Here is a 22,131-nt window from a genome sequence, read left to right on the forward strand (position 1 = left end):
AATTTGGGAAGTGGAATTGCTACTTTGACTGGAATTTATCCAGTGAAAGGCAAAATCCGCCCCCTAGAGACCACAAAAAACCCAATTCCACTGGATAAACTCCAGTGTTTCTCGGATTTGGGAAGTGAAATCTCTACTTTAACTGGAACTTATCCAGTGGAATACCATCCTGGACGTGACCATCAGCTTTCCTCAAATAATTCCAAAGTTGATCTAACAAAGTGCTTTTCTCCCCTCGAACGAAGGCATGCAGGAAAAGCCCCCCTCATATATTTTAAAAACGAGCAACGGGGTGAGCAATATGAGCAAAAAGCCAATTCCTCAGAAACCTAACATTCTTGTTATACTCGTCGATGAGGAACGATATCCGCCTCCATATGAAAGCCATGACACCGAAGTATGGCGCAAAAACAACTTTGTTGCACACGAGCGTTTAAGATCCAAGGGTCTTGAATTTCATCGTCACTACATCGGCAGCGCTGCTTGCTGTCCCAGCCGAGCGACCCTATTTACGGGGCAATATCCGTCCCTGCATGGCGTCAGCCAGACGAATGGCATCGCCAAAGATGCCTTCGACTCGGATATGTTTTGGTTAAACAAAAACACCGTGCCCACGATGGGCGATTATTTTCAGGAAGCAGGCTATCGTACCTTCTATAAAGGGAAATGGCATATTTCGCATGAGGACATCGTCACGCCAGGCACACACCAAAGCTTAACAAGTTATAACCCTGCAAACGGCGTCCCTGATGCGAGGAAATCAGATCTATATATTCAGGCTAATCCTTTGGGCGATTACGGGTTTTCGGATTGGGTCGGACCTGAGCCGCACGGGAAAAATCCTAGAAATTCCGCTTCTTCCGCTTCCAGCGGTGTAAGCGGCCGGGATGTCGTGTATGCAGAAGAAGTGGTTGAACTTATCGAGTCTCTTGATCATAGAAAACAGACCCACGGGGATGAGCAGCCCTGGCTTATCGTTTCATCCTTTTTGAACCCCCACGATATTGTGCTATATGGCGCTTTGACAGCCCACAATCCCCTGTTCAATTTCGCCGTAGAACCTATGCCGCAGGTAAGTCCCCCGCCTACCCAGTCTGAGGACCTGAGTTCAAAACCGCGCTGCCAAGCAAGCTATCGAGATACCTACCCGCGAGCGCTGCAGCCCATTTGGAATCACCCTCACTATCGTCAGTTATACTACCAGCTGCAAAAAAATGCCGATGAGCAGGCGAACAAGGTTCTGGACAGCTTGATGAATTCTTCCTTTTATGAGCAAACGATTGTCATCTTCACCTCAGATCATGGCGATTTGCTTGGTTCTCATGGAGATCTGCATCAAAAATGGTATTGTGCTTACGAAGAGATGCTGCATGTGCCGCTTATCATCCATAACCCCCACTTATTCACACAACATGAAAACATCGATAAATTGACGAGCCATGTTGATCTGCTGCCAACACTGTTGGGACTCGCTCATGCCGATGCGGGAGAGATCCAAAATCGCTTAAAACAACGGTTCAGTGAAGTCCGTCCTTTGGTCGGACGGGATCTTTCCGCATCTATTCTAGGTTTCCCTGATGCGTTTGAGCCTATGGATGAGCCGATCTACTTTATGACGGATGACGATGTGACGCGGGGCCAACATCAGGTTAATCCTTTAGGTATTCCTTATTCATCTGTTATCCAGCCGAATCACATCGAAACTATTCTTGTCTATTTAACTAGGCATCAGAATAAAGAGTTGTGGAAATACACGCGTTATTTTGACAACCCTCAATTCTGGAGCCAGCCGGGGAAGCGTGATGTGATACTTGAAACTGTTGAAGGAACAGACCCGGCTCACTGCAGCATGACAGTGAAAGCCGAGCCTGTTCCCGAGGAATATGAGCTTTACAATGTAACGAACGATCCGCTTGAAGTGAGAAACCTTGCCTATCCAGCTTTTGCAACGGAAGAATCGCGTTCCATCCAACAGTACATGGCAATGCTTCTGAACGAACAGCGGAAACGCAAGCGTTTGGTGCCTACTGGGGTCTAATTAACAATCACATAATCAAGATTGACACTTCCGCTATCACCTGAATCAAATTGATAAGCGATCGTGTTGGTGCCGGCATTGAGCAGCAATACTTCCGTCTTATTGCCCCATGTCTCCCAATTGCCTATATTCGGGAGACTGGTCTGCTTTATTTTAATCCCATTCACATAAATACTAAGCGTTCTTGCCGTTGGGTTGCTATTGGCAAATCGCAAGGTAACCTCATGATTGCCGGATTCATTCGCGTTGACAGTGAACGTGGTTCCCGCTCCTGCGGCACCGTAACCAGCAACAAATCCACTTCCGGAATATCCGGTATGATTGCTCTTCACAACAGCTCCTCCGGAAAGAACTGCGTTCTCTGCTTCATATTTCGTATTCGTTCCCGGTTGTACTGTTGGCCCTGTCTGCAAAGCCGTACTTACGACATTCGTTGTCGTATCCGTTGTACGGAAATAATAAGAATGCGTTCCAGCCGGCAGCTTTGTAGTGAACGTATAGGTCTTTCCATCCGTGTAAGTTGTATCGTTTACATTCAACTCCTGCATATCTTTAATCACACCGTCGATAATAAGCTGCATCCTGAAAGGCTTCTGATTCTCTGCATCAGCATATGTTGCTTGATAGGTAAACAAGGTGGCCTCATCGCCTGCGGCTGCATTCAAGCTAGCTGCGGTAATCGTAGGCGCTGTGCCGCTGACTTGATTGGAGGCATAGATTTCATCGATCAGCAATTCGCCGTAAACGCCGGTTGTCTGCTTGAGAAACAGCTCCAGATGAACCGCTTTTTTATCTAAGTTCGGATTTTTATCCAAATCATAAGGGATTGTTGTCCAGGTGTTCGGAACGGTTATCCAACCAGGACTGAGACCGGTTATATTGACTTGACTGTTCGGGTAGCCAGGGTTTTTCATCACAAAGTTGATATATTTATAGCCGGATAAGTCTACTGTATCTTTCCACGGTTCAAACTTGGCTTGCGATGTAGCTGATGCTGGCGTATGTGCAAATCGCCCAACCGTTCGCCCATCTACTACGATTTCCTTATATTCGGCTGTGCCTCCATTCTGATTGTACCAGTTGACCCAGTCCTGTTTGGATTTCCCCCAGGTTCCATTGCCGCCAAAGTCGTCATACAGGAGCGGATGCGCAGGATCCGGCAGTGGAGCAGCAACGGTGAAATGAGCAGCGCTGTAAGTGAAGTTTCCGAGTGCATCGGTGCCTCTTACATAAATTCGCTTATTGGTATAGGGGGCATCGCCACCTGCGTGATAAATATCCGAATAAATCCCATTCGTGACGGTCATAGGTGCATAGACACTGCCAGCTACATTGGATTCCACCGCGCTCAAAGCCGCAGATGGCTGGGTAAAAATAGTCACATCCCCCGTCACGAAATCTCCGGTTTGCGGGGAAGTAATCGGCAGCTTGATCGGCTCTGTCCCCCCAATTGAAGCTCCATGCGTATCCGAAAGGGCCATAATCGAATAAAATAGTCCAGCTACAATGCTAATGCTGAATTCATTATATCGCCATTGGCTTACATCGTCTGCGTATAGACCTCTGTCCATATACCACGGACTTACACTAGCTGGATTCTTCGTATCCTTCATGTTAGGCCCTGATGCCATCGCTCCCGGGATCACGACCCCTTTATTGTTCAGATCGTAGGATTCCTCATCTAGATGCGTATGCAGGAAATCCACGTAATCCGTTCCGATACCCGAAACCCAGCTCATGTTCCACGGATTATTGCCGAATATCCAGTACAGTCCCTTCAAAGCAGCGCGCATGACGGCCGGATCAGGGAAAAGCTCATTGTACCTGATCGCATCGCCAATATAAGATGCCAACGGTTCATTGACGCCGAAATTGCTGAATTCGTTCAGCACCCCATAGGGTGTATCGTCCATCGAAGATACGAAATATGCCATTTGTTTCTTAAGCAGACTCTGGATTTGCACCTGTGTTGCCGCATCGGCAACTGGATAAAACTCCGCCAAAGTCATCGGGCGCAAATCCCAGTAGTTTGTCGATTTGATATCGTTCTCGGTGAGAGGTGCAATTCGCGATTGCGCGCTATTTTTGTAGGCAGCATCATTCGTCAGCAAGTATAATTCTACTTCCGCCCATAACAACGTATTCGGAATACCGCCAATCGTTTCATAAGATCCCTGTGATTCATACTGATTGGCTACGGTATAATTGTAGAAAGTAACGGCAGCAGTGGCGCATGCAGTGGCAAATGACTGCATTTCCGCTATTTTGGCTGCAGCAATTTTGCCGCCTGCCAAAGCTAGGTTGATGGCACGCGCTGTTGCTGCCAGAGAGCCGGCTGCTTTCCCAGAACCCCCTACCTGGAGAATGGGTACAAAATAGGGATCATCTTGCGTACCGACGATATTATCCGTCACTTTCTCAGGATGCACAAAGCCTGCCGTGTGCTTAATACTATACATAGCTCCGCCGAATTGATTAGCAAATTTGATTAAATTCTCGCTACCATATTTGGCCTCGTCAATCAAATCAGGAATGCCATTGGCATCATTATCATAGTTAACCAAAGCTGAATTCGCATGTCGGGCATAGGACAACGCGATTTCACCTTGTACCCATTGGTTTCCACCGTACTTGCCATAGTCGCCAGCATCAAACCAGCCTCCTGACAGGTCATAATGGACACCTGTATTATAATTGTAGGCATCATCCAGGAATGAATCCGGATGGAATATCTTCGTGGATGGCGCTATATCACTGTAGCCAGCCGGATAAGCTTTGGTTGTATCGTTCGTACGCTGCAGCCTGTAGAAGGCCGTCATTTCATCCTTATAAGCGTTCCACATGTTTGCCTGAATTGGAAAAGCATAAGAGGAAACGCCATTCGTTCTGATCGTAAAATTCGTCCCCGTCTGAGCCAACGATGAAAAATCAATGGCATATACCCGTTTCCCCCACGTCTTTCCCTCATCCTTCATGATTCCGGAAGCAACTACGTTGGCACCGTTCAAGACCTGATAGGTGGTATCACTCAAGGAATCCGTAGCAGTAACCGTTGCATATTTGTAATCCCCTGAGCTGTATCCCCCTTGAGAAACATTGATACTGTCGATCAAGCTCCCAACATAGAGAGTTGCACGCACCCGGTCAACAGAGATGCGGGTTCCTGTCGAGCTTGCTTGCTTCTGTCCGGTGACTCTAACCTTTGCGGTATGAATCCCTTTAGACAGCTGCGGACTCGTATAAAGCAGTACATTGTCTTGTCTGGTCGAAGCATACGTGTCAACATTCAGCTCCGTTCCCCCGTCAATGGAGATCGCTGCAATGCCGCCAGATGGGTCTTTCGCACCGTAAACATTCACCAATGTTCCGATAAAAGGAAACGAGGCCGTATCGTTCGCATTGGAGGAATAATGGTTATCCAACTGATAGCTTCCCGCTGGAGCAGTATCGTATATCCAACCGTTTCCTACATATTGAAATTGGTTGTAAACGCTTCCAATTACATTATCATTTACATCGACGGTTTGCGTTACACTGCCGACTGCTATACTTTGACTAGTCGTTGTCACCTGATCTGATGTACCTTCACCTGTACGGAAATAATACGTATGATTGCCGGCTGCCAGCTTCGTCGAGAAGGAATAGGCTTTACCATCCGTATAGGTAAGATCCCCGCGATCTACTTCGTCCATCTCATAGATGTCCCTATCATCTACAATGACTTGCATCGCTAACGGCTTCTCATTATCCACATCGATATACGTTGCTTTAAAGGTAAACCGCGTATTCTCATCTCCGGAGCTTGTGTTCACACTGGTCCCCGTGATCGTTGGTGCTGTGCCACTTTGAACGGAAGTAGCTCTGATATTGTCGACTAACATTTCTCCATATTGTCCACTCGTTTGGTTCAGCCATATCGCGATATGAACACTTTTTTTGTTAAGTTTCGGGAATTTATTCATGTCAAAACTAAAAGTGGTCCAATCCGTCGGAACCGCTATGAACCCACTGGATAAATCGTAGGTCTTTCCTGTATCATCGGAAATTTCGAATCGTATTCGGCTGTTGGCATAGCCCGGATTTTTCATTTCCAGAGTGACATAGCGATAGCCGACAAAATTACCGTTGTCATGCTGGGGTTCAAACTTGGCCCATGACGAGCTCGAAGCTGGCGTCTGCGTGAATTTCCCGACAGTCCGACTGTCTATCGTCGTCTTCGCAAAGGTGCCCGCACCTCCGCTCTGGTTATACCAATTGGCCCAAACAGACTTGAAGCTGCCGCCTCCAGCAAAATCATCATAGTTCAATGGATTCGACGGTCCAGGAAGTGCGGGTACGGCAGCAAAGGCGGCCATAGGCGACATGCAAACCAGCAGAAGAACTAAATACAAACTAAGGATACGTTTATATAAATTCACGAATTTAAGCATTTTTGACATTATTAATCCCTCCTTATTTGTTTCACCACTACATTAACTTTCATTTCCATTCGTCTGGGACGTGTCCCTCATTTTTTGTCTATATTCGTTCGGCGTAATTCCCTGTATTTTTTTGAACACTCTGCCAAAATAGCTCATACTGGCAAAGCCCGTATCCTTGGATATTTCCGTAATTGTCTTATTCGAAGAGGCTAACAGTTCCATTGATTTCTCGATCCTGACTTCTATGATGTAGTCGTTAATGGTCTTGGATGTGTATTTCTTGATCAACCTGCCCAAATAAACGGAAGACATATTCAAAATATCAGCGATACTATCAATAGTTAAATCATCTTTCATATACTGCAATTCAATGATCCCGCGTATTCTCCGCAGCAGTTCATCATATCTGGTGTTTTTTCGCTCACCCAGCTTCTCTTCAATGCGTTGGAACGACTCCAGAAATTGATTCTGAATATCCGAAAGCCGCTCTAACTCAGATAACTGTGCAAACACTTCACCGAAATTGATAGAGAATCCGTATCCAGACGCTTTTTCGAGCGTATCTACGACCATATTAATGGCAAAAAATAAGCGGAATACCGTCAGTTGAAGATCTTTGTACGCATACCCGTCCGTCGACTCCAGTATTATAGAACAAAGCTTCTTCACCTCTTCCATCCGGCCTGACATCAAAGCATCCGTCAACTGTTCCTCCTGTTGGATCGGGTAGCGGAACGTTCGACAGTTTCTTTCAGCCGTGGACTCAGCATGAATAAGCGAGCCCCACCCGTAAAAGACACGAAACTGAGAAGCCTCAAGAGCATCCGCATAACATTGACGGCAATCCCAAATATCTAATCCAGGTCGACTCACAGCAGCCGTAACCGACATTTTAAGATGCTTATTGATCGCCTGTTGAATGTCCGGAATTAGATTGTCGAGATCTACGCCTCTACTTTCATTCATCATGAAGACCACGTGATCATCTCCGAGATCTACCGCTTCGCAAGACATATGACTGGATAGAATCTCCGAAGCAATATTCATAACTCCAAATCGGAACAAGCCTCTGTCCTTGAAGCTATACTGCATAGAAAATTCCTTGAAGTGATCGATCTTCAAAAGCAGTATCACAATGGGACGAGGGGTATCCAAACTAATCTCGAAATGTTCCAATTGCTTGATCACAATTGGCTTAGACACTTGACCATCCGATAACATCCATTGTCGCAAGAAATCCTGCTTCAGTTTGTATGAATTTTCTCTTAAGGCTTGATCTTGTATCCCTACCTTCTTCAACATAGCAGCCATGGGGCGGTTCAATCTCTTGGAAGATAAATAAGACAACGCAAAACCCACAATGATCAGCAACAGGCAAATTCCCAGCGTTCTTGTTCTCATCGTATTGACATCTTTAACGACAACCTCATAAGGCGTATACCGGACGAATTTCCAATCAAGTGAATCCGATGAGGCGAACGTGATTAAAGACTTGACGCCATCCACTTTCCCGATGAAATGTCCCGACTTTTCCTTGGAATGCAAAATATCCTGTACAAATTCCTGATCCGATAATGCACTAAGCATACTGTCCTTATAGATGCTGCTGAACATAACTCCCTGTGAATCCATCATGATGATGCTGCCATTGCGGTTCTTGTCCATGCCTTCAATGACCTTCTTCATCCAGGAATCAGAGACATTCAAGACGATAGCGCTTCCTTCTTCCGAGCTCGTTGCTTCATAATAAATAAAGGTATACACATTGTATTCGATTCCGACGAAGTTAGATTGTCTTTTGATCGTGCGTGTAATCGGTTTCAAATTCATCTCGGGTTTAAAGCCCTTGATAATATCCACAATTTCCTGATCATCGACATTGGATTTTTTTTGCAAGCCGTAGTTGCTGATATAATAAACATCCAGCTTGCCATTGTACAGATAGACCGAATGAAGGAACGGCATCGAGGCAATCAGATTGAGCCGATCCGTGATGTTTTTCATGTCGACAGGATCGGTGGCTGCTGGATAAAAAATTTTGGACATATCCTTATCGAGCAGAATTTGGGCTATGGCCATTTTGGCGTTCTCCAGCACCGAATCCGCCGCCGAGCTGATCTGCGACAACGACTCCTCGGAAAAAGCATATATTTTTCTTTGCTCGATCTTCACAAACTGGAGATACAAAATAAAAGACACAGCCAGCACAACGACTGCCATTAAAGTTGATAAATAAACGAACAGGCTGGAGAAGTAACGACTTTCCAGCATGCGAGACGGAACTTTCATTACTTCTCCTCCTGTCAACAACCTGTTTATTTTTTGCCTGAAGCCTTCCAGCTGTCATACTGCTTATTCATTTCCTGAAGCACTTTATCAATGCCTGCCGATTTCAGCTTTTCCTTGAATTTGGGCACATAAGCTTCCGGATCAACTGAACCGGTTTCCAAGATCGGCCTGAATTCGCTTTCCACGTTTTTGATGGCTGCGACCTCTGCTGTTAAAGCGGAACTGTCAAAGTTAAAGCCCAAATCCGGAACAATTTCTGATTCATCATTGAACTTTTTGAATTGCGCCCAAATATCGTCCGGTTCGCCAGGCATCAGATAGGTCTGGAATTGGTTCCCGTATGCCCATGTCGTATTGGGCTTGTATCCTGACTTTTTCCCATTATCTGTATCTGGTGCATAGTCGATCCGCTTATCGCCTTTTGTGATATAATGCTTGCCTTCGATTCCCCGCCCAACCAAATTGATCAGCTTCTCATTGGCATACATCATATTATAAAACATTAATACGCGGTCAGGATTTTTGGAATTCGTAGGAATTGCCATCATAGAGCCGACCAAATCGTTGGTTGTTGTAATCGGCTTACCGAAGTTCTGGTACACCATCGGTATTCCGATTGCATTCCCCACTTGAACATCGACATACGGCTTCAATTGAGAGAGTATAAAGCCAGATTTGGCTTTGTCATCATTGGTCACTTTCTTGACAGGCGCGTCTGCCGGAATGTATCCCGCCTTGTAATATTTGTTCATCGTTTTCAACGTACTCATGTAGCCGGGTTCATCCAGTTCCAGTGTATAGCCGCTTCCGTCCTTTTTCAACATAAGCGATTGAATGGGCGATACATTCCAGAAATCCCGGTTATTAAAATTAGGAGCTCGGGTTGTCATGGTAGCTAGAAATGGCGTAATACCCGGTTCATTCTCTTTGATGATTTTCAGAGCTGGTTCCATATCTTCTATGCTTTTCATCTGAGAAATATTGATTTTATACTTTTCCATCAAATTTTTACTAGCAATGATGCCGAGCCAAGAGCCTTTTTCCTTATAAGCCGCCAACGTGTAATTTCGCCCTTTGATTGCGCTGGCTTGCAAGAAACCTTCCGACAACAGCTTTTTCGCATCAGGCGCTAATTTATCGAGCTTATCCGTAAGATCAACGAATGCCCCTTTGCCTACCATCGTATTGTAATTCATATTTCCATTGGACGTAAACATGAGATCTACTTTCTCGCCGGTTGCGAGCGAAGCAGTCATCTTGTTGTCATAGTCCCCGAAAGGAATAACGTGCATTTTGACAGTAGCATTAATGAGTGGTTGCGTTATTTTATTGATTTCCGCTTCTACCAACTCATTATCCGCTTGAGGTCCTGTTCCAATGATATACCAGTCGATTTGATACGGTGCTAATTCACTTTGAGCCGGTTTGACACTTGAATTTGGATTTGGCGTTGTAGTGACACTTGCCTGCTTGCCGCTGCCGCTGCTGCTGCTGCAGCCTGCTAATACGATGGACAGTGACAACAACGCCACTGATAACGCTTGCACCTGCTTTTTCCCCTTTACCATCTTGATTACCTCCCAATTTGTGAGTATCTATGCTAACCAATATAATTGGATTTAGCCTTTAATCGCGCCTACAGTCAAGCCTTGGACAAAATACTTTTGGAAAAACGGATAAGCGAGCACAATCGGGCCTATTCCGACCACGGCAAGCGCCATTCGAACGGTCAGCGAGGGAGGCGTAATTTGCATAACGGTCCCATAATTCTGTCCACTCACGGAAGATAAAAAGTCGGCTGTACTTTGCGCTTTATATAACAAATATTGAATATTCAATATCTTGTCGTCTTGAATTAACATCAGGGGCAGCCACCAATCGTTCCAATACACAATGGCGCTGAACAGACCGATCGTCGCTAAACCTGGCAAGGACAGTCGCAGCACGATAGAAAAGAAGATTCGGTATTCACCGGCTCCATCGATTTTCGCCGATTCAACAATCCCATCAGGAATCGATGACATGAAATAAGTTCTCATAATCATTACATACCATCCATTAAATAGATACGGAACGATCAAAGCCCACACATTATTTTTGAGCTGCAAGATTTGAGTCGTCACCATATACCAAGAGACCATGCCACCTGAGAATAACAGAGTAAAGACCACCAGAAAGGTAAATAGCCTGCGATAGGCAAAATCCTTTCTCGATAATGGATAAGCAAATGATGCGATGACAAGCAGGCTTAATATCGTTCCAACAACGGTTACGAAGATTGTTACGCCGTAAGCCTGAATAATGGTTTTACCTTCCTGCAAAAGATACTTGTAAGCCTCCAATGAAAATTGCTGAGGCCAAAACCTGTATCCGTCGATGACAACAGATTGTTCGGAGGTCACGGAAACCGCTACAATCAGCAGCAGCGGAACCAAACAAGTCAAACCCATTAGGATAAACAACACGTGGATGGTCAAATTGGCCGTAGCCGATATGGAATTGATTTTTATGGCAGATTTCATCGATCTCCCTCCTTAGAGAATTGCTTTATCTTTATCTATTTTTCGAACCACATAGTTCGATAAAAGAACGAATATGAATCCTACGAACGCTTGGAACGTGCTTGCGGCTGAAGACATTCCGATATCCCCGCTGTTCATCAATGCCCGGAAAACGTAAGTATCGATGACATTGGTGACGTCAAACAGGGCACCGGAATTCATTGGAACCTGATAGAATAAACCAAAATCTGCAAAAAACATTCGGCCGATTCCTAACAGCACGAGTAATGTAATAACTGTAGAGATGGATGGAATCGTAATATGGCGAATTTGTTGCCATTTGGACGCGCCATCAAGTGCAGCAGCTTCGTAGTATTCGTGAGCTATCCCCGTAATCGAGGCCAAATAAACGATGCAGTTATAACCTGCATATTTCCATATGTTCGTAAAAATAAGGATATAAGGCCAGTATTTCGTGTCGCTGTACCACTGCACGGGATTCATACCAAGCGGCTGCAGAATCAGTTGGTTGATGATCCCTTTATCGACGCTAAGAAATCCGTAGAACAGGTAGCTGACTGCAATCCATGATAGAAAATAGGGCAGCAAGATCGTGGTCTGATATACCTTGGCTAACCGCCGATTTCTTAACTCGTTTAAAGCGATTGCAAGAAATAGGGCAATTAGAGAACCCAATGCAATAAATACCAAATTGTAGACGACGGTATTGCGTGTAATGAGGAATGCATCCGGCGCTTTCAAAAAAAACTCAAAGTTTTTGAAGCCGATCCATGGGCTATTTTGGAAGTTCGTGAAGAAGCTTCCCCCCGAATAACGGAAATTTTTGAACGCGATCAATATGCCTCCAATAGGCAAGTAATGGAACGCAATCAATAGAAGCAAACCAGGTAATGTCATAAGCAGTAAAGCGCTGTTTCTTGTGAAAGTTCTCATTCAAAATCCTCCCTCGCTCTCTCCCACCTAGATTATCACCTGATTTCAAAGATCGTAAATCGCAAATCGCGTAACATTTCCGCATTTTAGCGAACAAATGTCATTAAATCCGAATATGTTCCTTATAGATAAATCGAAAATGCAAAAGAAGCCCCGCAAAATGCAGGGCCCCTTCATTAATAGGGTTTTAACGATTCATGTCCTGAAAAGTCTTTACTGGCGTAGTTGTCCTTTTCCTCAGAACAAAAAAGCTGGAGATGCCAATCAAAAGTACGCAAAATGAGTAAGGAAATGCCGAATTGGCGGTATATAAAGCCGTGCCTACAATAGGTCCCAGGCATGATCCTCCCCCCTGCAAAGCGGCAATGAAAGCAGCAACGCTTCTTTGTTCATGATTTTGAACAGCTACAGAAGCCCCGGCACTATATCCAAGCAGCGTAAATCCGATTCCGATTCCGAGTACCGCAAAATCTAAGTAAGCATAACGGATAACTGTTAAAAGTCCCACCAATCCTAAAGCGACAAAAGTGAGTCCAATGATGATGATCCGCTTGTAGGGCCATTTGAGATATTTGCTTATAACAATTTGCGAAAGAACGACCATGACGCCGGAAATAGCAAGCCCAAGCCCAATCAACTGGGTAGCTTGCTTGGCACTGTACCCCAATCTATCTTGAACATAGAATCCAATCGTTACCTGAACGATATTTAAGGCAAACGATAGCAGCAGTCCAATCCATAAATAGAGGCGAATCCGGCCATCATTGGGTGAAAGTGAATTGACCTGACGCTTGATGGCTTGTTCCTGTTCTTTGGGAATCGTAGCTACAAATAGGATCGCAAGCAGAAAAAGCAGGAGAGCAGCCGCGTACATCGGAGCTGTCAGTCCCAACGCCGCCATGCCGCCGCTCATGGCAGGCCCCAGCACGAAACCCAATCCATTGGCGGCACCGAACAAAGCCATGCCTCGGGCCCGCGTCTCCTCTGTTGTCCAGCCCATAATATAGGCTTGGGCTAAGGCTGGAATGCCGCCAAAGAAAAACCCAGCGATCGCCCGCAGCAAAAAGAAACTCCAAAACAGACTGGCTGAGCTGTTGGCATGTGCCGAGTAATCAGCTAACCGCGCAAAAATAATTAGCGTCGCCACATAGATAATGACAATCGAAGCTAACAGCATTTTGCGATTCATGAACGTTTGCTTTTCCCAGAAGTATCCGCCAAGGAGCCAGCATAACCCCGCAATCGATACTAAACTTCCGGATTGAACATCACTAAGCCCCAAATTACGTGAAAGTGGACCAATGATAGGATTGAACGCAGCGATGGATATCATCCCGCCCAATACAAGTAGAAACATAATAACAAGTCTATATTTCAAGCATACCCTCTCCTTTCCAATCCATGTTACTATGTATCCAAAATGACCTTCTACCAGCAGCGGGACTATTAGGCAGGCTACAAGGATATCTGAGCAACAAAAAACTGCTCCGAAGAAGAGCAGTCTAGTGGAGTTCTATGCTATTGTCCGAATCACGCCTAGTGGCAGAATGACGAATAAATTCGCCCGGGTTCACGCCATATTTTTCACGGAACACCTCGGAGAAGTAGCTGCAATTGGAGTAGCCTACTTCGCAAGAAGTTTCAGTCACATTCAACATCCCCTGCTGCAGCAAGTGGTACGCCTTCTCTAACCGCTTATCCCGCAAGTAACCGAATACCGTAGTGCCGTACAGCTCTTTAAATCCTTTTTTTAATTTGCAATCATTTAGACCAATCATCCGGGACAATTCAATCAACGTCGGAGGATCCGTCATTCGTTCCAATATAATGTCTCTTGCTTCCCGGATTTTGTGCCAATCACGTTTGGGCAATTTAGCATTAGAAGGATCTCCATCGATCAGAAAAGATTGAAAAGCCATGGAAATTAGTTCCAATATCCGGCACTCCATCTCGACATTTTTGGTGCCATAGGATTGAGCGCTTTGCAAAACTCGCTGCAGGATAACAGAAGCTGCCGGATCAATCGTCTCCTGAAACATGTGAAATGACCGCTGACCCATAATTTCGAAGAAGTCGAAAGATCTTGTGCCCCCAACCTCCTCCATATAGTGATGAAAGGTTGTAACCGGAATGCCTATACCCAGCATCAGATACGGATGATTCCCGTTAAATTGAAATTCAACATCCACTTCATTCATGAACTGGAGCGAGCAGATTCCCGGAACAAATTCGTATTGGGCTCCTCCGACATGAATCTCTCTCTTCCCTTGCAAACAATAATTCAACTCCACCATCGCTGTTTGTGTGCCAAAAAGCAGCTTCCGATTGCGATGAAAAGTAAAGTCGGAAATCACAACCTCAATATCCTCTCTGGGCACAAAGCGGCGAATTTCCCCTTCACCCATCTGCGAATGAAGCTGCATCTGTTCGGAACGGCTCCTATGTTGTCGAGGCATCTCAAGCCCATCGAAAAAAAGATTAAAGTTTTGATGAAAGTCTGTCATCCTGATCCCGCACCTCGTTTAACGTCCGCTTTCTTTTGTTGATAATCATTCTCAGTATAGTATAACTTAGATCGGTTCGTTTGACTATCCTAAAAGCAGACTGCGGCTTCGCTTGCGTGAAGCTAATCAAAATTTCCCACTGACATTTATTTATGGGAAATTCCAGAAAACTTCTTACGAAAAGGAACTACGATCCGCTAATTGACTCGAAATCCAATATTTGCAGTTGAAAAGGAAGTACGTTCCCTTATATCGCCTCTTTAGGGTGAAATTCCAGCAATTTAGGCAAATTAGCGTATCATAGTTCCGTCTGACTAGTCAAATGACTGATTAAATCATGAATAAGGGAACGTAGTTCCCATTCGTGGGTTCAAGGGATATCGCGTCCTAATCGCACATTTGCGGACAACTCTGTAGCATCTATGCTTACTTTGATTAACTAACCTGCTGATGAAACAGGGCGCGCGAGTTCACCGTGGCAAAATTACTGCGAAAATGCAGGCTTTTCAACTAAATCGTGCGAAAAAATGGAAATTCCTGCGATTATGCAGGTATTTTATACATTTTCATCCTGAAATCCAAAAAAGGGCTCAAAAGCATGCAAAATTGCAGGAATTTAATGCTAAAGGCAATTCCAACAAGAAAAAAGATGCATAATCGCAGGCTTTCATAGATTAAGCATGCAGTCGCACACTTCGCTGGTTCCGCACATACATCAAAAAGAAACAACGCGGACGAAATCTCTATTTCCACACGATCTGCCCCTGTATTTTTTCCATTAGGAGCACTCGTTAAATAGCAAGCATTTGTCTAAGACTTTCTTTCAAGGAAGTGACAGGACCTCCAATCCATTTTTCCAAATCGGTTGAGGATGAGGCCGTATCAATCTTTCCTGGTAAGCGTCACCGTAACTAAGGCAGCCTCCAAACCGAGCCCCCCAACAAAATCCGTAATCCGGATTCTCGCAACATTCACACCGACAGATTGCCAATATCTTTCTGAAACATCATTTACATCTATGGAACTCGTCAACTTTGAATAACCAAGGTGATATATATCGTCATAAGCGCATTGAAGCTTAGCATACACCATATTGTATATGGAGAAGTGAATCGTTGTCATGGGAGGCTAGAAGAATGAACGAAAACAAAGGATATCCGAAAAGACCATCCGCTCCGCCATCGCAGGCTGCCTATCATTCGCAAACTGTCGGTGAACGAGGTCCTGTCGTGGAGCAGGACAACATTTTGCACGAAACGCTGGAAACTTTTGTACATACCAAAATTTTAGAAAGACCCGTACATGTCAAAGGCAATGGCGCTTTTGGATACTTTCAAACGGTGCATTCCATGGCGGCGCATACACAGCTTTGTTTTTTGCAAAATCCTGGCCAGCAGGTCCCTGTTACAGTAAGATTCTCCCTTGCTGTGAGCAACAAAGGCACCCCGGATACTTCCCGTAATGTACGTGGATTCTCCACGAAGTTTTATACGGAAAAAGGGGTTTTTGATCTAGTCTGCAACCACATTCCTGTGTTTTCCGTACGGGACGCCATCCGCTTTCCAGAGTCCATTAAAGCCTTTTTGCCTTCGCCGGTAAACAACCTCATCGATCCTGAGCGGTTCTGGAGCTTCATAGCCAGAGCGCCCGAATCCACGCATTTTCTGGTCATGCTGTACTCAGACGTTGGCACTGCAAAGAGCCTCCGCCACATCTCAGGTCACAGTGTGAATACGTATGTCTGGAGAAACGCACAGGGAATTCGCACTTATGTTAAATATCATTGGGTTCCTTTTGCCGGCGTACAGTATATAGACCGTCACGAAGCAGCCAAATGGATTGCCGAGAATCCAGATATTGCAGGCCAGGATTTATATGATACTTTAGCAGCGGGAAAAACTGTTGAATACGGGCTTTATGTGCAGCTTATGAATCCCGATGATGAGGCGATTCTTCCCTATGATCCGCTGGATGATACGAAGGTATGGGATGAACAGGTGTACCCTTGGCAGCCAGTTGGGCGACTTGTACTGAACCGCAACCCGGATAACTACATGGAGCAGGTGGAGAAAATAGCCTTTTCACCTTCCAATCTTTTGGAAGGCGCCGAATTGTCGGACGATAAGATGCTCCAGGGACGTGCCAACATTTACTGGGATTCACAACGCCGGCGATTGGGTCCAGATTTCCGCAAGATTCCTGTCAACCATCAAGAAAACTGGTCGCCCGATTCCCTTGTCACTAGCGGCAATGGTAGACACGTAGAGGGCCGTCTCATGCGCTCCGACCTATCCAAGCCAGATGATTTCTCGCAAGCTGGCCACTATTATCACGCGCTTGCACCTGTGCAGCAAGAACATTTGGTGGATAACCTCTCTGCCGATCTTGTCGGCATTTCCCACGAAACACAGAGCATTGTTTTGAGCTATCTATACAATGCCTCCGCTGAACTGGGGGAACGGGTTGCCCAGCAAATTCAGATGAAAGCAAAGGGATAATTTCTGTATATCTTTCTGTATCTCTCTATCCTTTTACGCTATACAACTGTTTGAATTCAGATGGAGTCATGCCTGTATGTTTTTTAAACAGTTCACTGAAATGCGGTCTGTCCTCGTAGCCAAGTGATTGGGCGATTTCTTGCACTTGTTTTCCTTCTATCAGCATAAGTTTGGCCTGTTCCATCCGTTCTGAGGTCACGAATTGAACGACAGTCAGGCCAGTGACTTTCTTGAACAAATTGGCAAAATAGCTGCCGCTCAAATAAACAAGCTTGGCATAATCGTTAACGGTCATGTTCGAGGCTGCATGCTGACGAATATGCTCTATCACTTGTTCCACGACTTGGTTCGCATCTTCCGCGTGTCGTTTCTGAATCAATTCGCAGCCGATCCTGCACAGCTTCTTAATGTTTTCTTGAAGTTCCTTCAGCTTAAAGGATGAAAGATTTTTGATGTACATCAGATGACGCTCGATCTGCTTCATCTCTTCAACTGTCAGCTTTTCCGAGAAAACGCGGTTGATCAGGTAGGCGAGCTCATCCCCATATCCCTTCACCGTCTCGGGAGCTGGCGGCACGGAAACCGAAACGGTTTCTTCAAATAATTCGTCCACGATCGCACATGCTTTCGGCAGATTTCCCGATCGCAGACAATAAAAAAGCTCCTTTTCCTTCTCCGGCGAGTAGCGCGGCGCTGTCTGCTGCACAGGGCTCATATCGCGATAACTGTATACGGTGTTGCCCCCTGTATAAAAGTTATACGAAAGCGCAGCGAGCGCCTGCGCATAAGAGTGCGAAATTTGATGTATGGCCGTCACTTCTTCCCCTAAGCCGAGTGAAATGGTATATCTGGAATACTTCTCTACATTTTCACGACACTGCTCCGAAATAGCTTCCACACTTAAAGCATCCGGTGGATTGAATATCGCTACAAACCGATTCGTATGATCGCGGAAAACAAATCCTTTGGTGAACCGCCTTAAGCTTTCTTCCAAAATATTTTGGACCGTAAATCGAATCAACTCGACCTCTTGTACAGGCAATGTTTCCGTTTGTTCTGCGAACTGATCAATTTCCATCAACGTAACAACGAAGCGTTCTCGCTCTAGTCCGATACTCAGAAAGTCCCAACGTTTTGCCGCTTGTTCGGGTGTCGTCCTAAATTGCAGCAGCAACTGGAAATATTCCTGTCTTAAATACGGCAAGCTTTCCCGCAGCTTTCTCTCCATCTCTTGATAGCGCTGCGTTTCTCCCATTTCTGCTTCAATCGACTCCCGCGCCTTCAAGACCACTTCAATAATTTTCTTTGGCGTATACGGTTTAACAATATAATCAAAAGCACCAAGTTGAACGGCCTGCTGCGCATACTGGAAATCGGTATATCCGCTTAGGAAAACAATTTTGGTGCGCGGAAACTTTTTCAGTACTTCTCTGGTCATATCCAAACCGTTAATTTTGGGCATTCGAATATCGGTCAGGACGATATGAGGTTCCGTTCTGTGAATGAGTTCTACGCCTTTCTCACCGTTGCTTGCTGTTCCGACGATGCGAATGCCATGAGCCTCCCAATCTATCTGACTGGCGATCCCTTCCACTACCGTCTTAATATCATCAATTACGCACATCCTAAGTTCAGTCGCCATCTTTATCTCCCTCGCTTGCTAGTGGTATGGTTACTGTGACCGAGGTAGCTACATAAGACTCGCTGCTCAATTCAATGTCGGCTTCACTGCCGTAATGCAGTCGTAATCGCCCATAAACGTTACGAAGGGCATAGCTTTTTTGAGATGTTTGCTCGATCCGCATATCCGCCAAAACAGGCTCTACATCCATGCCTGCGCCATTATCCTCAACCCGAAGCAGCATACTGGAAGACGTACGTACAACGGATATCTTGATGACTCCTTTGGCCTCCATTTCCTGAAAGCCATGTAAAATGGAATTTTCCACGAAAGGCTGCAAAATAATTTTCAAGATCGGTTCTTCCAGCAGCGAATCATCCTCTATGTCAATCGTATACTCAAACAAATCGTCGTAACATTTCTGCTGGAGCGTCAAATACTGCCTGACATGGTCAATTTCCTTCGCTATCGTCGTCATCTCGTGTCCGCCGTTAAGTCCTAGTTGGAACAACAGCGAGAGCGAAGAAATCATTTCGGAAACATCGTGATTCTGCGAGGTTTCTGATTTCCAAAGAATTGTATTTAAGGTGTTATACAGAAAATGAGGATCGATTTGCGCCTGAAGCGCCTTCATCTCCATCTTGCGCTTCTCAAACTCAGCATCCTTGACGTTCTCAATGAGTGAAGCAATCTCCTCCAGCATGCGGTTAAACTTAAGCCCTACTTGGGAAACTTCATCTTGGTAGTGACTGGAGAACCTTACGTCCAAATGATTGTTTTCAACTTGCCTCATCAAACCTTGCAGCTTATGCAGCGGCTTCAGCAGCACACTGGAGATAACATTAGACAGCACAAAGGCTAAGACTACACAGCCTAACATAATAATCAGTGTGGTCGTTTTGATCTTGTTCACTTGGCGAAGCAGATCCGATTGGGTTTGCAAGCTGACCATCGTCCAATCCTTATTCATCGTAAGCCGCGAATAATTGACTAGAAACGGCTTGCCGTCGAGGTTGTATTTGAAAAACCCGCGATCCTGCGCCTGCAGCTGCTCAAGAAAAGCTGGATCATCTTGAAACGCCGACTTTTGGCTGTTGATCGGCAGAACAATCCTACCATCTCGTGAGATCAGAAAATACGTGTTGGCATGGTCCAGCAAGTCGTCGGTGACAGCGTTGCGAATGGCATCTTCCTTCACATTCACGACGACATAAACGTTATCCACTTGGTGCTCCGTGACTGGCTTCATAATGATCGAGATCACCCTCTGTTTCCCGGAGAAAAGGAGATCCTCATGATCTTCCACCCAAACAACCCGATCCTTGCTGTCCAAATAACGAACTAAGGATGTATCCTTGAGACGAACCTGACCGTTCCGAAGATCATTCGTGGCAAACAGCTCGCCAACCGGCGTATCGATCAAGACGGATTGAATCGACGGCTCGATCAATTTCATTTGCCCAAGAGGCGTTTGCATAGCAGACAACCGTGTGTAATAGTTTGCCCCTACGTTCGCCTCCACGTCTTCCATCGCCAGCTTGAATGGATCGCTCAGCATCATCGAGGAGGCGGTCACAATGATATGCCGCAGTTTTTCGTCTAACACGCGCGCTGATTTATTAACCGTATTTTGACTGGAAATAAATGCCCCCCTTTCGGTTGATCTAAAAGCAATCCAATAAGACATAATGCCCGTAAGAGCAATAGAAAGTATTGTCAGCATCAAAACGGAAATGCGCAGCCGTTGGCGGAGAGAAAGCCGATAGTACCACCCGTTCATACTGTCCCCTCCCCTTCTAGTAACAAGAGACGCGCTGCTTATGGCTGCGCGCCCCTTGCTTTGCTATCATCAAACTTGCCTTGCTGCAGCTTACTTGGCCAAACTGCCCTGCAGCTTATGCGGATCGAAACTCGGATTCGCTTTGGTCTTCGTATCGCCCGCCGCGCGTGCTTTCTCCAAGCCTGCATTGTAGCGAGTTGTCAAATCTGTCAGGAGCTTGTCCACATCTCCGCCTTCAAGCATATATTTAATGATGGCGTTGCCGAACTTCATGCCTTCTACCTTCGTATCCGTCACGTTAAGTGGCGTTGGAGCGTACAGCGCATCGAATTTGGTAGGTAAAAAGCCTTCAATCCCAGGTGTTGTTGGTTTTTGGGCAACAGCATTGACGTCCGGCACAATGGAGATCCCGAATCCTTTTTCGTGATATTCCTTTTGGAAATCTAGATTATAAATGTATTGCAGGAATTTCCATGCTTTATCTTTATTTGCTGTACTTTTGCTAATGCCAATGTAATTCCCGGCAATCACGGAAACCGTTCCTTGTTGATTGCCATCTATCGTAGGCGGCAATGCAGCACTCCAGTTAATCTTGGTCGGGAATTGGCTTTGATAAACAGCCGGTTCGCCTGAATGGTTAAAATACATGCCGATTTTGCCTGCGGCAAACTGGGCGCGAAGCGGATCGATGTCGAGCGACTCAACGCCAGGCAGCATGCTGCCTTCCTGCTTCATCTGACGAAGCGCTTCCACAATCGGCTTGTACGCCATGAAATCGAACTGGCCTGATTTGTAGTTGTAGCCATCCACCACGGAAGTTCCGCTTAGTGAACCGATCGGATTCGCAATCCTGCCGAAGGCGGAGCCTGGATTTTTGAAATTTTCAGCGAAACCGTATGCCCCAATGTCTTTGCCTGCTTCTGTAATTTTCTTGGCATCCTCAACCAATTCTTTGATCGTTTTTGGCGGTTCGGCGATGCCTGCTTTTTTGAACAAATCCACGTTGTAGATCAATCTCCAGTATTGCCCTGTATGCGGCAGCGAATAAATGTTGCCATCCATCGTGTTGAGCTCTTCCACCATGAGATTGCCGTAGCGTTTCTTCATCTCATCCGTCATCAAATCATTGATCGGCTGCAAATAGCCTTTCTTCACAAACCCGGGGAAATCATTCGTTCTCAAAATATCCGGCGCTTGGTTGCTTGCAAAAGCAATATCGATCGATTGATTAAAGTTGTCAGCAAGAATCGTCATTTGAACTTCAATATTGTCTTTGTTCGTTTCGTTAAACTTCATGATGACATCCTTCATATAATCGGCATCATGACGGTCCACCGTCCAATAAGTCAGCTTCGTTTTAACGCCTCCGGCTGCTGCCGAAGCAGATTCCTTACTTTTCTGTTGATCCGTTTGTGCGCCACAAGCCGCTAGTGAAGCGACCATCGTTACGCCAAGCAGCGTGTTTAACACCATTTTTCTCTTCATCTTGTAAAACCCTCCTCATGTAGTTTACCTTAAGACTTGT

Annotated in this window: 12 protein-coding genes; 2 read left to right on the forward strand and 10 right to left on the reverse strand. The window is 45.6% G+C overall.

What is annotated here, in order from left to right; translation table 11 throughout:
• Nucleotides 1-301: 301 nt before the first annotated feature.
• Complete coding sequence (locus HQN90_RS19265; protein ID WP_173221633.1) at nt 302-2,038, forward strand: sulfatase family protein; 1,737 nt, start codon at nt 302-304, stop codon at nt 2,036-2,038.
• Here the strand turns inward: HQN90_RS19265 and HQN90_RS19270 are convergent.
• From HQN90_RS19270 to HQN90_RS19300, 7 genes are all read right to left on the reverse strand, one after another.
• Nucleotides 2,035-6,477, reverse strand: coding sequence for a glycoside hydrolase family 9 protein (locus HQN90_RS19270; protein WP_173221635.1), 4,443 nt, complete (start codon nt 6,475-6,477; stop codon nt 2,035-2,037). The two genes, HQN90_RS19265 and HQN90_RS19270, sit on opposite strands and share 4 nt — an antisense overlap.
• A 33-nt stretch (nt 6,478-6,510) precedes the next feature.
• On the reverse strand, nt 6,511-8,748 hold the full coding sequence (locus tag HQN90_RS19275) for a helix-turn-helix domain-containing protein (RefSeq protein ID WP_173221637.1): 2,238 nt from the start codon (nt 8,746-8,748) through the stop codon (nt 6,511-6,513).
• Nucleotides 8,749-8,774: 26 nt separating this feature from the next.
• Nucleotides 8,775-10,316 (reverse strand): ABC transporter substrate-binding protein, encoded by a 1,542-nt coding sequence (locus HQN90_RS19280; RefSeq protein ID WP_173221639.1) that lies wholly within the window; start codon nt 10,314-10,316, stop codon nt 8,775-8,777.
• Nucleotides 10,317-10,367: 51 nt separating this feature from the next.
• A complete protein-coding gene (locus HQN90_RS19285; protein ID WP_173221641.1) occupies nt 10,368-11,270 on the reverse strand; it encodes a carbohydrate ABC transporter permease in 903 nt (300 codons plus the stop codon).
• A gap of 12 nt (nt 11,271-11,282) precedes the next feature.
• Nucleotides 11,283-12,203 carry an ABC transporter permease gene (locus HQN90_RS19290; RefSeq protein ID WP_173221643.1) on the reverse strand — a complete coding sequence of 307 codons (921 nt, stop codon included), beginning with the start codon at nt 12,201-12,203 and terminating at the stop codon, nt 11,283-11,285.
• Between the two features lie 187 nt (nt 12,204-12,390).
• Nucleotides 12,391-13,581 (reverse strand): MFS transporter, encoded by a 1,191-nt coding sequence (locus HQN90_RS19295; protein ID WP_246362628.1) that lies wholly within the window; start codon nt 13,579-13,581, stop codon nt 12,391-12,393.
• Between the two features lie 124 nt (nt 13,582-13,705).
• Nucleotides 13,706-14,707 (reverse strand): helix-turn-helix transcriptional regulator, encoded by a 1,002-nt coding sequence (locus HQN90_RS19300; RefSeq protein WP_173221645.1) that lies wholly within the window; start codon nt 14,705-14,707, stop codon nt 13,706-13,708.
• 1,136 nt (nt 14,708-15,843) lie between these two features.
• On the opposite strand from HQN90_RS19300, the gene HQN90_RS19305 reads away from it, so the two are divergent.
• Nucleotides 15,844-17,205: a catalase gene (locus HQN90_RS19305; protein WP_173221647.1), complete on the forward strand. Its 1,362-nt coding sequence runs from the start codon at nt 15,844-15,846 to the stop codon at nt 17,203-17,205.
• Nucleotides 17,206-17,230: 25 nt separating this feature from the next.
• Here the strand turns inward: HQN90_RS19305 and HQN90_RS19310 are convergent, their stop codons facing one another.
• The 3 genes from HQN90_RS19310 to HQN90_RS19320 all read right to left on the reverse strand — a co-directional run bounded on the left by HQN90_RS19310 (nt 17,231) and on the right by HQN90_RS19320 (nt 22,091).
• Nucleotides 17,231-18,847: a response regulator gene (locus HQN90_RS19310; protein WP_173221649.1), complete on the reverse strand. Its 1,617-nt coding sequence runs from the start codon at nt 18,845-18,847 to the stop codon at nt 17,231-17,233.
• Nucleotides 18,837-20,606: a sensor histidine kinase gene (locus HQN90_RS19315; RefSeq protein WP_173221651.1), complete on the reverse strand. Its 1,770-nt coding sequence runs from the start codon at nt 20,604-20,606 to the stop codon at nt 18,837-18,839. The genes HQN90_RS19310 and HQN90_RS19315 overlap by 11 nt, the downstream gene beginning before the upstream one ends.
• 90 nt (nt 20,607-20,696) lie before the next feature.
• Entirely contained in the window at nt 20,697-22,091 is a 1,395-nt protein-coding gene (locus HQN90_RS19320; protein ID WP_173221653.1) for an ABC transporter substrate-binding protein, read from the reverse strand.
• Nucleotides 22,092-22,131 lie beyond the last annotated feature (40 nt).

This window comes from Paenibacillus alba (assembly GCF_013204855.1).
Classification (GTDB): Bacteria; Bacillota; Bacilli; order Paenibacillales; family NBRC-103111; genus Paenibacillus_E; species Paenibacillus_E alba.

What these genes read in the sequence shown, in the direction of transcription:
- HQN90_RS19305 (WP_173221647.1), top strand. Translation starts at nt 15,844, where the DNA reads ATGAACGAAAACAAAGGATATCCGAAAAGACCATCCGCTCCGCCATCG.
- HQN90_RS19320 (WP_173221653.1), bottom strand. Translation starts at nt 22,091, where the DNA reads ATGAAGAGAAAAATGGTGTTAAACACGCTGCTTGGCGTAACGATGGTC.
- HQN90_RS19300 (WP_173221645.1), bottom strand. Translation starts at nt 14,707, where the DNA reads ATGACAGACTTTCATCAAAACTTTAATCTTTTTTTCGATGGGCTTGAG.
- HQN90_RS19315 (WP_173221651.1), bottom strand. Translation starts at nt 20,606, where the DNA reads ATGAACGGGTGGTACTATCGGCTTTCTCTCCGCCAACGGCTGCGCATT.
- HQN90_RS19290 (WP_173221643.1), bottom strand. Translation starts at nt 12,203, where the DNA reads ATGAGAACTTTCACAAGAAACAGCGCTTTACTGCTTATGACATTACCT.
- HQN90_RS19275 (WP_173221637.1), bottom strand. Translation starts at nt 8,748, where the DNA reads ATGAAAGTTCCGTCTCGCATGCTGGAAAGTCGTTACTTCTCCAGCCTG.
- HQN90_RS19265 (WP_173221633.1), top strand. Translation starts at nt 302, where the DNA reads ATGAGCAAAAAGCCAATTCCTCAGAAACCTAACATTCTTGTTATACTC.
- HQN90_RS19270 (WP_173221635.1), bottom strand. Translation starts at nt 6,477, where the DNA reads ATGTCAAAAATGCTTAAATTCGTGAATTTATATAAACGTATCCTTAGT.
- HQN90_RS19285 (WP_173221641.1), bottom strand. Translation starts at nt 11,270, where the DNA reads ATGAAATCTGCCATAAAAATCAATTCCATATCGGCTACGGCCAATTTG.
- HQN90_RS19280 (WP_173221639.1), bottom strand. Translation starts at nt 10,316, where the DNA reads ATGGTAAAGGGGAAAAAGCAGGTGCAAGCGTTATCAGTGGCGTTGTTG.
- HQN90_RS19310 (WP_173221649.1), bottom strand. Translation starts at nt 18,847, where the DNA reads ATGGCGACTGAACTTAGGATGTGCGTAATTGATGATATTAAGACGGTA.